This window comes from Oceanivirga miroungae, from assembly GCF_902505095.1.
In the GTDB taxonomy this organism is placed as follows: domain Bacteria; phylum Fusobacteriota; class Fusobacteriia; order Fusobacteriales; family Leptotrichiaceae; genus Oceanivirga; species Oceanivirga miroungae.
On the sequence record NZ_CABWIB010000001.1, the window covers coordinates 452,044 to 468,147 of the forward strand.

The 16,104-nt window shown below is 26.6% G+C and carries 14 protein-coding genes; 13 read left to right on the plus strand and 1 reads right to left on the minus strand.

The window, feature by feature from the left end; genetic code table 11:
• Positions 1 to 993 (plus strand): LacI family DNA-binding transcriptional regulator, encoded by a 993-nt coding sequence (locus OMES3154_RS02305; RefSeq protein WP_156683194.1) that lies wholly within the window; start codon positions 1 to 3, stop codon positions 991 to 993.
• A 97-nt stretch (positions 994 to 1,090) separates the two neighbouring features.
• Here OMES3154_RS02305 and OMES3154_RS02310 read toward each other — a convergent pair whose 3' ends face one another.
• Complete coding sequence (locus OMES3154_RS02310; RefSeq protein ID WP_156683929.1) at positions 1,091 to 2,263, minus strand: IS110 family RNA-guided transposase; 1,173 nt, start codon at positions 2,261 to 2,263, stop codon at positions 1,091 to 1,093.
• Positions 2,264 to 2,561: 298 nt separating this feature from the next.
• Between OMES3154_RS02310 and OMES3154_RS02315 the strand changes: the two genes are divergently transcribed.
• The 12 genes from OMES3154_RS02315 (at position 2,562) to OMES3154_RS02370 (ending at position 16,101) form a co-directional block, all read left to right on the plus strand.
• The gene (locus OMES3154_RS02315; RefSeq protein WP_156683195.1) at positions 2,562 to 3,821 is read left to right on the plus strand and encodes a sugar ABC transporter substrate-binding protein; all 1,260 of its coding nucleotides are present in this window, start codon (positions 2,562 to 2,564) and stop codon (positions 3,819 to 3,821) included.
• A gap of 13 nt (positions 3,822 to 3,834) precedes the next feature.
• A complete protein-coding gene (locus OMES3154_RS02320; RefSeq protein WP_156683196.1) occupies positions 3,835 to 5,523 on the plus strand; it encodes a glycoside hydrolase family 13 protein in 1,689 nt (562 codons plus the stop codon).
• Positions 5,524 to 5,638: 115 nt separating this feature from the next.
• Positions 5,639 to 7,276, plus strand: coding sequence for a SulP family inorganic anion transporter (locus OMES3154_RS02325; RefSeq protein WP_156683197.1), 1,638 nt, complete (start codon positions 5,639 to 5,641; stop codon positions 7,274 to 7,276).
• 149 nt (positions 7,277 to 7,425) lie between these two features.
• Positions 7,426 to 8,160 carry a Fe-S cluster assembly ATPase SufC gene (sufC, locus tag OMES3154_RS02330; RefSeq protein ID WP_156683198.1) on the plus strand — a complete coding sequence of 245 codons (735 nt, stop codon included), beginning with the start codon at positions 7,426 to 7,428 and terminating at the stop codon, positions 8,158 to 8,160.
• Between the two features lie 9 nt (positions 8,161 to 8,169).
• Positions 8,170 to 9,582 (plus strand): Fe-S cluster assembly protein SufB, encoded by a 1,413-nt coding sequence (gene sufB, locus OMES3154_RS02335; RefSeq protein ID WP_156683199.1) that lies wholly within the window; start codon positions 8,170 to 8,172, stop codon positions 9,580 to 9,582.
• A complete protein-coding gene (locus OMES3154_RS02340; RefSeq protein ID WP_156683200.1) occupies positions 9,582 to 10,631 on the plus strand; it encodes a SufD family Fe-S cluster assembly protein in 1,050 nt (349 codons plus the stop codon). Before sufB ends, OMES3154_RS02340 begins: the two co-directional genes overlap by 1 nt.
• Position 10,632: 1 nt before the next feature.
• Entirely contained in the window at positions 10,633 to 11,829 is a 1,197-nt protein-coding gene (locus OMES3154_RS02345; protein WP_331458790.1) for a SufS family cysteine desulfurase, read from the plus strand.
• A complete protein-coding gene (gene sufU, locus OMES3154_RS02350) occupies positions 11,822 to 12,256 on the plus strand; it encodes a Fe-S cluster assembly sulfur transfer protein SufU (protein ID WP_231679252.1) in 435 nt (144 codons plus the stop codon). The genes OMES3154_RS02345 and sufU overlap by 8 nt, the downstream gene beginning before the upstream one ends.
• Positions 12,257 to 12,350: 94 nt before the next feature.
• A complete protein-coding gene (locus tag OMES3154_RS02355) occupies positions 12,351 to 14,183 on the plus strand; it encodes a BglG family transcription antiterminator (RefSeq protein WP_156683202.1) in 1,833 nt (610 codons plus the stop codon).
• Positions 14,173 to 14,505, plus strand: a complete 333-nt coding sequence (locus tag OMES3154_RS02360; RefSeq protein ID WP_156683203.1) for a PTS lactose/cellobiose transporter subunit IIA — start codon at positions 14,173 to 14,175, stop codon at positions 14,503 to 14,505. Before OMES3154_RS02355 ends, OMES3154_RS02360 begins: the two co-directional genes overlap by 11 nt.
• Position 14,506: 1 nt before the next feature.
• Positions 14,507 to 14,812 (plus strand): PTS sugar transporter subunit IIB, encoded by a 306-nt coding sequence (locus OMES3154_RS02365; protein ID WP_156683204.1) that lies wholly within the window; start codon positions 14,507 to 14,509, stop codon positions 14,810 to 14,812.
• Positions 14,813 to 14,829: 17 nt separating this feature from the next.
• A complete protein-coding gene (locus tag OMES3154_RS02370) occupies positions 14,830 to 16,101 on the plus strand; it encodes a PTS sugar transporter subunit IIC (RefSeq protein ID WP_197271467.1) in 1,272 nt (423 codons plus the stop codon).
• Positions 16,102 to 16,104 lie beyond the last annotated feature (3 nt).

The following is a 16,104-nucleotide window of genomic DNA, read 5'->3' on the forward strand; positions in this document are numbered from 1 at the left end:
ATGAGTGACATAACTATAAATGACGTTGCTAAAAGAGCTGGAGTTAGTAAGGCAACTGTTTCAAGAGTAATTTCTAACTCTAGTAAAGTATCAAAAAAAACGCGTGAAATAGTAGAGAAAGTTGTGAGCGATTTAAACTATATACCAAATTCAGCTGCACAAAATTTATCACAAAATAATAGTAGAATAATAGGTATAGTATTAAATTCAGAAGATTTAAATCCACTACTTAATAATACATTTTTTTCTACTGCAATAAATGCTATATCAGAATTTTTAATAGAAAATAAGTATTACACTATATATATACACTGTAATAATTCAAAAAAAGAAAAAGAATATATAGATTTCTTGGTAAAAAGCAGAAGAGTAGATGGTTTAATATTTTTAAGAAACTATGATGATGAAAGCATATTTAATTATTTAGAAGAAATTAGTTTTCCATTTAGTATAATAGGTAAACCAAATCATGCAGAAAAATATTTATGGGTGGATAATGATAATATAAAATCTGCTTATGATGTAACAAAAAAAATGATAGAACAAAATAGAAAAAATTTTATATTTATTGGTGGAAGTATGAAATTAAATGTTACAAAAAATAGATATACAGGATTTATAAATGCTTTAGATGAATATAATATAAAATTTAATAAGGAATACTTAATTAATGCTAAATTTAATGAAAAAGATGCATATAATAAATTACTTAATATTGTAAAACAAAATAATATTGATGCTATATTTACAACTGATGATATATTTGCAATTGCAGCTACTAAAGCAATTGAGTCTATAAATAGAACAGATATAAAAGTTAGCGGATATAATAATTCTTTTTTAAGAAAGTATGTAGAAAAAGATTTTTTAACTGTTGATATTAATGTTGAGAAATTAGCTATAGAAGCATCTAAATTAGTTTTAAAAAAGGTTAAAAAAGAGAAAATTGAAATAAATTATAGTATAGTTAAAAGTAAATTAATAGAAAAATAAGACTAACTATTAAAAGTCAATAATAAAATTTAAATAATTATCTTAAAATTTATGCACAACAAAAATAACTATACTAATATAGAATTTTTTGAAATATTTATTTTAGTTCTACATAAGGTTCATTCTTTTTTAGAACAGCATAAATAATATGGCACATTTTACGAGCAACAGCATTAACAGCTACTAAATGATGTTTACCTTCAGAACGTTTTTTATCATAAAACTCTTTGAAAACAGTATCGTTAGTACATGCAATAAATGCAGCTTGAAATAAGGCTTTTCTTAGGTGTGTTGAGCCACGTTTACTTAAATGTCCATTTGTACCGTTAGATTCTCCTGATTGGGTAACAGTTGAATCTAAACCAGCATAAGCAACAATTTTCTTATCACTAGAAAATTTGTTAATATCACCTAATTCTGCAAGTATGGTAGCACCTGTTACAGGTCCTATACCAGGAATTGTTAGAATTGGAGTATTTAGGTCTTTGACTATTGACTCTATTTCAGATTCAAGAAGATCAATTTGTTCTTCAATAACTTTAATTTGTTCAATTAAACATTTAATTTGAATAGAGTAAGAATCAAGAGCAAAATTAATACCAAAGGAAGTTTTAGCTGCTTTTTTTAGATTGTTTAATTTTACTTTCGCAGAATTTTTAAGAGTAACATTTTTCAATACTTTTTTAAAATCGTTTGCTTTAAGTTTTTTAAAGTCTTCTGCAGTATTAAAATTAAGAAGTATTTCTTTAGAAGTTTGTCCAAAAATATCACTAAAATGTGATGAATATTCAGGGAATACTTGATCTAAGTTAGCTATAATTTTTCTTTTTAAATCACTTGTTTGCTCAATTAAATAATGTCTAAATCTAGTCATATTACGTAGATTTAAGTATTTTTCATCAGCAAGTGAAGTTGTTTCAAAATTGCCGTATCTAATAAAATCAGCAATCATAATAGAATCGATAATATCTGTTTTACGTTTTCTGATTTCAGTAGCACGACGCCAACCATCAGTTTGAATAGGGTTAATTACAATAATATTAAAACCTTTTTCTATTAGATATGAATATACTGATAGCCAATAATGACCAGTAGCTTCCATACCTACTAGAATATCATTTATTGAATATTTTTCTAATTTTTCAATTAAAGAATCAGTACCTTTAATAGAATTGGAAAAAGAATGAGCTTTAAAGATTGTATTACCATTATCATCAAGCAATGAAGCAACATGAGTATTTTTAGCAATATCAATACCTAAATAAAACATAAAATCACCTACCATTAATATATTTATAGATAGAAGTCCTCAAAGGCTGATAAAAGTCACTACCTTGTTCTAAATGCGAAGTACACTAATATGTCAACATCTAACTAATTCGTAAACACTTTATCAGAAGAGGCATCACTCTTAATAAACGAAGTCAAGCTACAAGGAGTAAACGATGTCACTCTATCTAATTAAGTATATTATATATATAAAACAATATATAAACAATATTATATAAATAAAATTTAACATATAGATTATCTAATTTTAGATAACTATATTATACAAGGAGAAAATTATGAAAAAAATTTTAATGTTATTAGCACTTCCATTTTTTATAGCATGTGGGGCAAAAGAAGAATCTTTAGAATTAACAGTTCAAGCTGATCCAAGTTGGGTACAATATTATCAAAATGCTGCTCAAAAAGTTATGGATGCAAATCCAGGAACTAAAATTAGTATTGTTGAAATAGGAGCTTTTGATTTATTACAAAAGGTTACTGAAACAGATATAACAAATCCAGATGTAACTGATTTATTTTCATATCCATTAGATAAATTAACAGTATTAAGTGGTAAGGAAGCATTAGCTAGTTTTGATGCAAAGAAACTAGCAGAAAAAATCGGAGGATTTGATGATTATGATAATGGATTAGGTGGAAAACTTGTAATAAATGGAAATTACCTAGGATTTCCTACAAATATTGAAACATTAGTAACTTTCTATAATAAAAAGAATGCAGAAATTAATAATGTTGATTTAACAAAAAAACAAGAAGTAATACAAAAAGATATAAATACAATAACTCTTCCAATATTTAATGCGTGGTATGCAATTGCTCTTTTAAATAGTGCTGATATAGATTTATTAACTAAAAAAGATGGTAAATTCTATTCAGATATGACAAAAGATTTTGATAAATTAACAAAAAAAGAAAAAGATGTAATTTCAACCCTATATGAATATTGGAAAAAAGCAACAGAACAAAAAGCAACACTATTTGATGTGGATGCAACTTGGGGATATATAGATGAACAATTTAAAAATGGAAATAAAGGTGTATTTAGAATTGATGGACCTTGGGCAGTACCAAGTTTAGTAGGATTAACTGATGATTTAGATGTATTACCAATAGGTATAATTACTGTAAAAGGAGTACCTATTAGACACTGGAAAAGTGGTTGGGCTATTGGTATAAATGCTAGAATTGAAGAAAATAATAAAAAAATGCAACTAGCAGAGCAATTTATAGCTGAAATTTTAAATCCCAAAACAGCAGATATTTACTTTAAACAAACAGGTAAAATAATGCCAAATGTAAGTAAAGAAGAATTTGATAAATTAGATTTAAAAGATATGGATAAAAAAGTTATAGCAGCTGTAATAGATTCATATAAAACTGCTGCTGATGTTCCAACTGAAAAAGAATGGTCAAGAGTATGGGAAACTTGGCAACATGCAATATTATCTTGGGATATATCAAAACCTAAAAATGTTAAAGAAGCATATAAAGAAATAAAAGCTTCATTTGATGCAATGATGTCAAATATGGAGTAATTAGGGGGGAATAATGTTACATAAATTAGCTGTCTATCACAAATCAGAATCAATATACTCATTCCCTATTTCTGAAAATGAAGTAGTAATAAGATTAAGAATGGCTAAAGAAGATAAAGACTTAGATGTTAAAATAGTATATAACGATAATAGATACAAGTTTTATGAAACAAGATATGAAAAAAACATGCAGGTTAAATACATAGATGATTTGTTTTCTTACTTTGAAGTAAAATTAAAATTAGAAGATAAAAGACTAGGATATATTTTTAAAATTAATGATGGTAAAAATACTTACTATTATCATGAAAATGGTATAACAAAAGATTATGACTATAACTATGCTTATTATAACTTTTTCCAAATACCATATATAAATAAAGAAGATATAGTAAAAGAAGTTAAATTTATGAAAAATTCAGTTTTCTATCAAATATTTGTTGAAAGATTTAATAGAGCTAATTATGAAAAAGACGATAGCTATATAGATAAAAAATGGGGAGAATTACCAACACCTACAAGTTTTTCAGGAGGGGATTTAAAAGGGATTACTAAAAAACTAGGATATTTAAAAGATTTAGGAATAAATGCAATATATCTAACTCCGATTTTTAAAGCAAATAGTAATCATAAATATGACACATTAGACTATTTTGAAATAGATCCACATTTTGGTACAAAAAAAGATTTAAAGGAATTGGTAGATACTGCTCATAGTTTAGGAATAAAAATAGTATTAGATGCTGTGTTTAATCATATTAGTAGTAGTCACAAGTTTTTCTTGGATGTAATAGAAAATGGAAAAAATTCAAAATATTATGATTGGTTTTTAATAAAAGATGATTATGTAGATTTAGATAAAATGAACTATGAAGTTTTTGCTGATGTAGCATATATGCCTAAATTAAATATTAAAAATGAAGAAGTTAAAAAATATCTAATAGAAATTTCAAAACATTACTTAAAAGAATATGATATTGATGGTTGGAGATTAGATGTAGCAGACGAATTATCACATACTTTCTGGCAAGAATTTAATAGGGAATTAAAAGCTATTAAAAAAGATTTTGTGATAATAGGAGAAGACTGGCATGACTCACAAGCCTTTTTAAGAGGAAATGAGTGGGATAGCATAATGAACTATGGACTAACTAAAATATTTTTAGATTACTTTGCTATGGGAAAAATTAGTATAAAAGATGTAGCAAATAGACTTAATTCATTAATAGTTAGAAATATAGATCAAATAAATACAATGAATTTAAATTTATTAGATTCACACGACACACCAAGACTTATGACACTTGTTAAAAAAGAAAAAAATACATTCTTATCAAGTCTGGCTATGTTATTTACATATATAGGAACACCTTGTATATACTATGGAACAGAAATAGGTTTAGAGGGAAATGGTGATCCTGATTGTAGAAGAACATTTGAATGGGATTTTAATAAAATAGATATTAACTTACATAATACAGTTAAAAAGTTAATTGAAATTAGAAAACTAGATGTATTTAAAAATACAAATATATCAATATATGAAGAAGATAAGAAGCTATATATTAAAAGATATGACGATAAAAATGAATTAACTTTAATTATAGCTAAAGACTTAAACTACGATGAGAGTGACATTATACTAAGTTCAAAAGATTATGATAACAAAAAAGGAATAAACTTTGTAATTAAGTATCAATAAGGAAATTAAAGATCAATACCTCCATTTGTGCGATATGGAGGTTTTTATAATAGTAAAAAAATTTTTTTCATGATATAATCGAGAAAAATTAGAGAAAAAAAGGAATGAGTAATAGATGAAAATATTTTATCCAAAACTGATAACAACAATGAAAACATACACTAAAGAGCAATTTATTAAAGATTTAATTGCAGGATTTATTGTATCAATAATAGCTTTGCCTTTATCAATAGCACTTGCTATAGCCTCTGGAGTTAGTCCAGAAAAAGGGCTATATACAGCAATTATTGCAGGTTTTTTCATATCATTACTAGGTGGTAGTAGAGTACAAATAGGTGGACCTACAGGGGCTTTTATGATAATAGTTTATGGTATTGTATCAAAATATGGAGTAGATGGTATTATTGTAGCAACCTTTATAGCAGGTATACTCATAATTTTAATGGGACTATTTAAGCTTGGAAGTGTAATAAAATATATACCATATCCAGTAACATCCGGCTTTACTACAGGAATAGCTGTCACAATTTTTGTATCTCAAATAAAGGACTTTTTAGGGCTTAGAATAGATGCTAAAATGCCAGCAGAGTTTGTGGAAAAAATAAAAGTCCTATTTGAATATATATATACTTTTAATAGATATTCAATATTAATAGGGATTTTATCTTTACTTATCCTATTTTACTGGCCAAGGGTAAATAAAAAAGTGCCGGCAGCTTTAATAGTTTTAATAATATCGTCAGCTATAACATATATATTTAAACTCGATATAGCTACAATAGGAACAAGTTTTTCTAATTTGAATGCAAGTTTTCCACTTCCTAAAATACCCAATATTAATTTTGATATAATAAGTAAAATGTTTATGCCAGCAGTAGCTATTGCAATACTAGGTTCTATTGAATCTTTATTATCTGCAGTAGTAGCAGACGGTATGATACAAGCAAAACATAGATCTAATACAGAGTTAATAGCACAAGGTATTGCTAATATATTTAGTTCAATATTTGGAGGTATTCCAGCAACAGGAGCAATAGCTAGAACAGTTGCTAATATAAATAACGGAGCAAGAACACCAGTAGCTGGTATTATGCACGCCATATTTTTATTAGTTATTGTCCTTATATTCTTCCCACTGGCAAAACTAATTCCATTATCAGCTCTATCAGCAATACTAATGATGGTAGCTATAAATATGGGAGAATGGAAAGAATTAAAAGAAATAAAAAAATCCCCTAAAAGTGATGCCTTTGTACTTGTGACAGTATTTATTTTAACAGTAGTATTTGATTTAATAATTGCAATAGAAATAGGAATGATATTAGCCTCATTTTTATTTATGAAAAGAATGGCTGATTTAACAGATATAAAGATAAGTAGTTTAGACTATAGCGAAGAATATGTAGAGAATAAAAATAAGGTAGATAATATTGATTTTAGAAAAACTGGAGTTTATGTATATGAAATAAATGGACCATTTTTCTTTGGAGCAAGTTATAAGTTTGTGGAAACTATATATAATATAAATAGCGATACAAAAGCAATAATAATAAAAATGACTAATGTAAATAGTGTAGATTCTACAGCAATATCTGCTATTAAAAGAATGATTACAATATGTAATGAGAAACAAATAAAGTTAGTTTTTTGTGAGTTAAATTCTCAAGTTAAAAATACCTTTGATAAAACAGGACTTAGTTTAGAAAAAGTATATGATAGTTTTATAGAAGCTAAAAAGAGTATAGACTTTTAAAGTTTATACTCTTTTCATATAAGGTAACAAAAATTGAAATAAGTCAAAAAAATATAGGATATGTGTTGAATATTAAATAAATTTTTGACATAAAATAGATATAAGATATATAATGTATGTATAGAAATTAATAAAAAGAGGTAGGTAAAATGGAATTACTAAAAATAAAAAATCTTCACGCAGGCGTTGAAGAAAAAGAAATATTAAAAGGTATTGATTTAGAAATAAATAAAGGTGAAATCCATGTAATAATGGGGCCTAATGGTGCAGGTAAATCAACATTAGCTTCAGTATTAGTAGGGCATCCTAATTATGAAGTTACAAGTGGTGAAGCTTTACTTGAAGGAGAGGATATACTTGAATTAAGCGTTGATAAAAGAGCAAGAGCAGGGATATTTTTATCATTTCAATATCCAGAAGAAATACCTGGTTTAACACTAGAGGATTTTCTAAGATCTGCAAAAGAAGCAGTAAGTGGAGAAAAACAATATTTTACAAGATTTCATAAATATTTAGTAAAAACAATGGAAAAATTAAATATAGATCCAAGCTACTGTGATAGACACTTAAATGTAGGATATTCTGGTGGAGAAAAGAAAAAAAATGAAATATTACAAATGGCAGTATTAGAACCAAAACTTGCAATACTAGATGAAACTGATAGTGGATTAGATAGAGATGCAACAAAAATCGTATTTGAGGGATTAAGAAGTCTTAAAAATGAAAATTCATCTATGCTAATTATTACACACTATGATAAAGTTTTAGAATACTTAAAACCAGATTTTGTTCATATTTTAGTAAATGGTAAAATAGTTAAAACTGGTGGAATGGAGCTAATTAAATACATAGAAGAAAACGGATTTGAAAGTTTTAAAAAATAAGGGGAAAAAATGTCAGAAAAGAAAAAAAGAACCTATGTTGAAGATATAGAACGTGGGGTTTACGATATAAAAGATGAGGTACGTGCAAAATTTAGTACAGGCTATGGAGTAAATGAAGAGGTTGTAAAAAAAATATCTGATAGAAAAAATGAACCAAGTTGGATGTTAGAATTAAGACTAAAAGGATTAGAAGAATTTAATAAAAGACCTATGCCTATGTGGAGTGCAGACTTATCAAAATTAGATATAAATGAAATAATAAGTTATCTAGAACCAGATGCAAATGAATCAGATAACTGGGAAGATGTACCAGCATATATTAAAAATACATTTGATAGATTAGGTATACCAGAAGCTGAGAAAAAAACATTAGGTGGAGTGGGTGCTCAGTATGACTCAAATGTTGTTTATCATAAATTAAATGAAGAATTAGAAGCTCAAGGTATCATATATTTAGATATAGAAACAGCACTTAAAAAATATCCAGAAATTGTAAAAAAATATTTTATGAAATTAATTCCAATTAATGACCATAAATTCTCTGCACTTCATGCTGCAGTTTGGTCTGGTGGAACATTTTTATACATACCAAAAGGTGTAAAAGTAGAAAAACCTATACAATCATATTTTAGACTAAATGCACCAGAAGCAGGACAATATGAACACACAATAATAATAGTAGAAGATGATGCTGATGTACACTTTATAGAAGGTTGTTCAGCTCCAAAATATCAAAAAAATACAATACATGCAGGAGCTGTTGAACTATACGTAGGGAAAAGAGCAAGACTTCGTTATTCATCAATAGAAAACTGGTCAAAAAATATGTATAACTTAAATACAAAAAGAGCAGAAGTAGATGAAGATGGGGTTATAGAATGGATTTCAGGATCATTTGGATCTAAGGTATCTATGCTATATCCTATGAGTATACTAAAAGGTGAAAGATCTCGTTCAGAATATACTGGGGTATCTTTCGCAGGAAAAGGTCAGTATATAGATAGTGGTTGTAAAGTATTACACGCAGCTTCTTATACAAGTTCTAAAGTAAACTCTAAATCAATCTCAAAAGATGGAGGTTGGTGTAATTATAGAAGTTTACTTAAGGTATTACCTGGTGTTAAAAGAGTAAAAGCAACAGCAGAGTGTGAATCACTAATGTTAGATGATATGAGTAAATCTGATACTATACCTACAATAGTAGTTAATACAGATGATATAGATATAGGACACGAAGCAAGTATAGGAAGAATAAGCGATGATGCTATATTTTATCTAATGCAAAGAGGTCTTACAGCAGACGAGGCAAAGGCTATGATAATAAGAGGATTTGTTGAACCTATAACAAAAGAACTTCCATTAGAATATGCAGTAGAGCTTAATAGACTTATAGAAATTGAATTAGAGGGGACAATAGGATAATGAAATATATAGATTTAGAAAAACCATATTTTAAAAGATTAGAATACAAGGTTACAGATACAATTAGTTATAAGGATTTTAATACCTCTAATATTAGCTTACAAAATACAAACGAGAATATATCTTTTGTAGATATAGATTTAAATAGACCAGAAAAATATAGAGGTCTAGGGGAATATTTTGAAATTGAAAATAAAGAATTACTAAACCATTCAATAGGTATAAATATAAAAAAAGAAAATGAAAAAATGATAATATTAAAATATGATTTTGATAAATTAAATGATACCTTAATAAATGGGATAAATATAAATTTAGAAGAAAATGCAAAAGCTAAAATTTTAGTGTATTATTATTCAAAAACAGATGAATCTGCCTTTTACCACAATGGATATATTAAAGTAAATGCAGGTAAAAATTCTAATTTAGAGTTAATAACATTACAAAATTTAAATTCTTTATCTAAAAACTTTACAGAAACAGACTTTTTATTAGACGATAATGCTAATGTAGAATATTATGATTTAGAATTAGGAAGTAGTGTAAACTTAGTTGCATCTAAAACAAGATTATTAGGAGATAATGCAACTATGCTATATATACCTGCATATTTAGTAGATAAAGATAAAAAAGCAGACTTTGAATACTCTTTATTATTCCATGGTAAAAAAGGAAAAGGGGATATAGAAGCAAGAGGTACTACAAAAGATTTTGGTACAAAAGTATTTAGAGGAAATATTTACTTTAATAAAGGCTGCAAAGGTAGTACAGCAAGTGAGGGAGAATTTTCAATCTTATTAGATGATACAATAAAAATTCACGCTATACCAGCTATGTTATGTGATGAAGATGATGTAGTAGGAGCGCATGCAGCTTCAGTTGGTAAAGTTGATGAAGAAAGACTATTTTATCTAATGAGTCGTGGTTTTAGTAAAGTAGATGCTAAAAGAATAATAGTTGAGTCTACATTTAGACCAATTTTTGAAAAAATAGAAGATGAAAAAATTAAAGAAGATATGTTTTTAGAAATTAAGAATAGGATGAATTAAAATGAAAAAAGATTTTCCAATTTTTAAAAATAAAGATATGCACTATTTAGATACAGCAGCAACAAGCCAAAAACCAGATGTAGTTATATCTGATTTAAAAAAATATTATGAAAAATCTAATGCAAATGCAGGTAGAGGTAGTCATGAATTATCTATATTATCAAAATCAATAATAGAAGATACAAGAGAAAAAGTAAAAAAATTTGTAAATGCAAGTTCTAATATGGAACTTGTATTTACTAAAAACTGTACTGAAGCTATAAATTTAGTTGCATATTCTTTTGGTTTAAATTTTTTAGATGAAAATTCAGAAATAATTTTAGCAGTATCAAACCATCATGCAAATATAGTTCCTTGGCAATTTGTATCAGAAAAAACAAAGGCAAAGCTAAAATATATATACTTAGATAGTGAAGGTAATTTGGATATAGATGACTATAAAAAAAAGTTAAATAAAAATACTAAATTAGTAGCCATATCAAGTGTAGTAAATACTACTGGAATAATACAGGATTATGAAACTGTAATAAAATTAGCACATGAAAATAACGCATTAGTATTATTAGATGTATCACAAGGAATTACACATTATAAGCAAGATTTTTCTAAATGGAATGCCGATTTTTATACATTTTCAGGTCATAAAATGTTTAGTAGTTTCGGTGTTGGTGCATTAGTAGCTAAAAAAGAATTATTAGATAAAATGCCACCATTTTTATTAGGTGGAGATATGATAGAATATGTAGAAGAACACAAGACTACATATGCTAGTGTACCTACTAAGTTTGAAGGTGGAACAATGGATACAGCTGCTATAAAAAGTTTAGCTACTGCAATTTCATATATAGAGGAAATTTCATATGAAAAAATAAACGAGATTGAAAAAGATTTAGAAAAAATACTATTAGAAGAATTAGCTAAACTAAAATTTGTTGAAACTTATTATACTAATAATAAAAATAGAGTAGCAGTAGTAGCATTTAATGTTAAAAATGTACATTCTCATGATGTTTCATATATATTAGATCAGTATAAGGTGTTTATAAGATCAGGTAAACACTGTACAGATCCACTACATAAGTTTATGAATATAAATTCAAGCTGTCGTGTAAGTTTTGGAGTGTATAATGAAAAAGAAGATATATATAAACTAATTGAAGGTTTAAAAAAAGTTGGGGAGGTGTTTTCACTTGAATAATATAGAAAAACTTTATCAAAAAACAATAATGGACTATAATAATAGAACGGATTTAAAAAAAGAACTTAAAAATCCTACTATGACATCAAGAGGACATAACCCAAGTTGTGGTGATGATATATTCATATTTTTAGATATAGATGAAGAAAAAAATATAATAAAAGATGCAAGCTTTATAGGTTCAGCTTGTGCTATATCAAGTGCATCAACAGCAATGTTAATAGAAAATATTAAAGGAAAATCTATAGATGAAGTAAAAAAAATATTTGATGACTTTTTTAAGATGATAAAAGTTGAGGAATATGAAGGTGACGAAGAAATATTGCAAGATGCTACCATATTAAAATTTGTAGCTAATATGCCAGCACGTGTGAAATGTGGAACATTAGCTTGGCACACAATATCAGAAATGTTAAAAGAAAAATAAATACTCGAATTAAACTTCCATAATGTTATGGAAGTTTTTGTTATGGAAAAAAACTAAAATCAGGATAAAATATTAAAAGAATGGAAGTGAAGATATGTATGAAGATTTAAAAAAAATATATGACATATTAAAAGATAAAAATTATCATACAGCTAATGAGATTTCAGAAATTTTAAATTTTTCAACTAAGACAATAAGGCATAAGATAAAAGAGCTAAAAGAAATTTTAATTGAGTATAATATAACTGTAGAATCAAAAACAAGTTACGGGTATATTCTAAAAGGAGAATTAGTAGATTTTTCTAAGATAAATACTAAGGAAAATAAAAATAACTTAGATACAGTGAAAAAAAGAATTAGTTTTTTAGCAAATTTACTATTAAATACAAAAGAATATATAAAAATAGAAGAAATTGCTAAAAAAATGTATGTTAGTAGTAAAACAGTTTCAGTTGATTTAAAAAGATTAGAAAATCAAATGAGATTAAATAACATAGAAGTTATTAGAAAACCTTATTATGGAATAAAAATAAAAGCAAGTGAGCAAGATATTAGAAACTATTTAATAGAGATATTTGATGATTTAGAAGTTAAAATTGATTTAGGTAAAAAAATATATTCATATCTAAATGACAAGAGTATAACAATTTCAGATATTTCTTTTGAAAACTTACTAATATCTATATATGTTTCAGTTAATAGAATAAAAAAAGCTCATCATATTGAAAATATTGATGTTAAAAAAGATGAGCTATTTTTAGAAAAAAGAAATGTAATAAAAGATTTACTTAAAAAGTTTTTTAAAGATATTTCTTTTAATGAGTATGATATAGACTACATTACAATAAGATTTTTAACGGCAGTTACACTAAATTATAGTAGTGTTAGAAAAGACATAGATGACATAAACGAAATTATAGAAGACATATTATATTACCTAAATTTAACTTTTCAGATAAATTTATATAATAATGAAATGCTATATAAAAATCTATATACTCATTTATTATCACTAACAATAAGATTAAGATATGATATAGCAACATCTAATCCATTATTAGAGGAAATAAAGTTAAATATGCCGTTTGAGTATAAAATCTCAAAATATGTTGCAAAAATATTGGAAGATAAATATGAAAAAAATATAACGGAAGCTGAAATTGGCTATATAGCTGTAATACTTCATGTTGGAATAGAAACTAATAAGGAAAAAAGTAGTAAAAAGAATATATTAATTGTATGCCCAAGTGGTAGAGGAGTATCAAAATTTTTAATATATACTTATCAAAATCTTTTTTCTGAATACGTTTCAAATGTTTTATCTTGTGGAGTTAATGAATTAAGACACAAAAACTTAGAAAATATTGATGTTGTTTTTAGCTTAGTTGATATAGATTTTAAAATAAAAAGGCCAATATACAAGATAAATGCATTTTTAAATAATGAAGATATTAGTAAGATAAAATCAATACTTAGCTCAAATGAAGAAAAAATAGAAAAAGTTATACCAAAATCTTTATTTACCTACCTAGACGAAAAAAAAGAAAAAGAAGAGATAATAAGACTAATGTGTGATAAATTAGCAAAAATAGAAAATATACCAGATAATATGTTAGAGTTAATTTTAGAGCGTGAAAAGTTAGGTATGACAGAGTTAGGGAATGTAATAGCAATACCACATACTATAAAAGTTTTGAATAATTTAAACTATATAGGTGTAGTTGTTAGTAAAGAAAAAATAAAATGGCAAAATAATATGGTTAATTTAATACTATTTTTATTCTTAGATAATGCTAATAATAACGATTATATATACAGAACTATTACAAAACTAATAGATGATAAAGAGGAAATAGAAAATATTTCTAAAAATAACACATATCAAAAATTTATAAATACAATAAAGGGGAAAATATATGACATATGATGAATTAAGCGAATTTGCTATGGAAATTATAGCAAACTCAGGTATGGCAAGATCATGCTATATTGAAGCAGTTAGATTAGCGAAAAATAAAGAATTTGAAAAAGCTAACGAAAAGATAAAAGAGGGTGAGAAATACTATTTTGAAGCTCATGAAGCTCAAAATAAGTTAATATTTGCAGAAGCTAGCGGTGAGGAAAAGATACAAGTAAATATACTAATAGTGCACGCTCAAGATCATTTAACTATGGCACTTATGACAAAAGATAACTCAAAAGAGTTTATCGAACTATATAAAGCTTTATATGAAAAAGGGGGAAATTAGAATGAAAAAGATTTTATTGATTTGTACAGCAGGAATGAGCACAAGTTTTTTAGTTAATAAAATGAAGTCAGAAGCTTCAAATAAAGGTGTTGATGTAGAAATAGAAGCAATACCTGAAGCTAAGGCAAAAGAATTTGTAGGAAATGTTGATGTTGTTTTATTAGGTCCACAAATACAATATTTATTAAATGACATTAAAGAAATATTCAATGATGGTACACCTGTTGATGTAATAAACATGGTTGACTATGGAACAATGAACGGTAAAAAAGTTCTAGAAGATGCGTTAGAAAAACTAAATAAATAAAAATATAAGGAGGAATTATGAACGGTTTTATGACATGGTTACAAACAAAATTTGTACCAAAAGCTGCAAAAGTATCTAATCAAAGACACTTAGTAGCAATTAGAGATAGCTTTATAGCTATGTTACCAATAACAATGGTAGGTTCAATAGCAGTATTATTAAACTTTACTATAGTACCAAAATTACCAGCTGCAATAGCAACACCAATTAGATCAGTAAATGGTGTAGTATGGTGGGGATCACTTGCAATACTTTCAGTAGTATTCGTTATAGCATTAGGATATAACTTAGCAAAAGCATATGGTGTTGATCCATTAGCAGGAGCTTTAATATCATTTGCATCATTTTTAGTATTTATTCCACAAAGTGCTACAGTTGGAGAAGTTAGTCAATGGGGACTTATAAATATTAATTACTTTGGAGCAAATGGAATTTTCCCTGCAATGGTAATAGGTATGATATCAACAATAATTTATTCTAAACTTATGCTAAATAAGGTTACAATTAAATTACCTGATTCAGTACCACCTGCAGTAAATAAAGCATTTGCATCAATCATACCAGGGATTGTTACTATATATATAGCATCAACTATATCATATCTTGTTTCTACTTATACAGGGCAAGCTTTAAATGATTTAATAGTTAAATATATACAACAACCATTATTAGGATTAAGTCAAGGATTAGTATCAGTAATAATAATTACATTCTTTATTCAATTCTTCTGGTTCTTTGGATTACATGGACACAATGTATTAGCTCCAGTTATAGATGGATTATACATGCCAGCTTTACTAGCAAACGTTGAACATATGGCAAAAGGTGGACTTGTTGAAAATTTACCATACTTATGGACAAGAGGATCATTTGATGCATATATTCAAATGGGTGGATCTGGAATTACAATAGCACTAATAATTTCAATATTAATCTTTAGTAAAAGACGTGATCATAGAACAGTTGCTAAATTAGGATTACCTATGGGTATATTTAATATAAATGAACCAATGATATTTGGAATGCCTATAGTATTAAATCCACTATATATAATACCATTTGTATTAATACCAGTAATTGGTGTAGTAATAGGATATCTTGCAACAGCTGCAGGTATAGTACCTCCAGTTTATGTACAAGTACCTTGGATAACACCTCCAGTACTTATGGCATATCTTGCAACAGGTGGAAGTGTAATGGCTGCATTAGTATCACTTATTAACTTAGTAATAGCATTTATAATATGGACACCATTTGTAATAATAGCAAATAATATAAAAGAAAATTAAGAT

Excerpts from the sequence above, each read along its gene's own strand:
- OMES3154_RS02305 (WP_156683194.1), top strand. The coding sequence starts at position 1 with ATGAGTGACATAACTATAAATGACGTTGCTAAAAGAGCTGGAGTTAGT.
- OMES3154_RS02310 (WP_156683929.1), bottom strand. The coding sequence starts at position 2,263 with ATGTTTTATTTAGGTATTGATATTGCTAAAAATACTCATGTTGCTTCA.
- OMES3154_RS02315 (WP_156683195.1), top strand. The coding sequence starts at position 2,562 with ATGAAAAAAATTTTAATGTTATTAGCACTTCCATTTTTTATAGCATGT.
- OMES3154_RS02320 (WP_156683196.1), top strand. The coding sequence starts at position 3,835 with ATGTTACATAAATTAGCTGTCTATCACAAATCAGAATCAATATACTCA.
- OMES3154_RS02325 (WP_156683197.1), top strand. The coding sequence starts at position 5,639 with ATGAAAATATTTTATCCAAAACTGATAACAACAATGAAAACATACACT.
- sufC (WP_156683198.1), top strand. The coding sequence starts at position 7,426 with ATGGAATTACTAAAAATAAAAAATCTTCACGCAGGCGTTGAAGAAAAA.
- sufB (WP_156683199.1), top strand. The coding sequence starts at position 8,170 with ATGTCAGAAAAGAAAAAAAGAACCTATGTTGAAGATATAGAACGTGGG.
- OMES3154_RS02340 (WP_156683200.1), top strand. The coding sequence starts at position 9,582 with ATGAAATATATAGATTTAGAAAAACCATATTTTAAAAGATTAGAATAC.
- OMES3154_RS02345 (WP_331458790.1), top strand. The coding sequence starts at position 10,633 with ATGAAAAAAGATTTTCCAATTTTTAAAAATAAAGATATGCACTATTTA.
- OMES3154_RS02355 (WP_156683202.1), top strand. The coding sequence starts at position 12,351 with ATGTATGAAGATTTAAAAAAAATATATGACATATTAAAAGATAAAAAT.
- OMES3154_RS02360 (WP_156683203.1), top strand. The coding sequence starts at position 14,173 with ATGACATATGATGAATTAAGCGAATTTGCTATGGAAATTATAGCAAAC.
- OMES3154_RS02365 (WP_156683204.1), top strand. The coding sequence starts at position 14,507 with ATGAAAAAGATTTTATTGATTTGTACAGCAGGAATGAGCACAAGTTTT.
- OMES3154_RS02370 (WP_197271467.1), top strand. The coding sequence starts at position 14,830 with ATGAACGGTTTTATGACATGGTTACAAACAAAATTTGTACCAAAAGCT.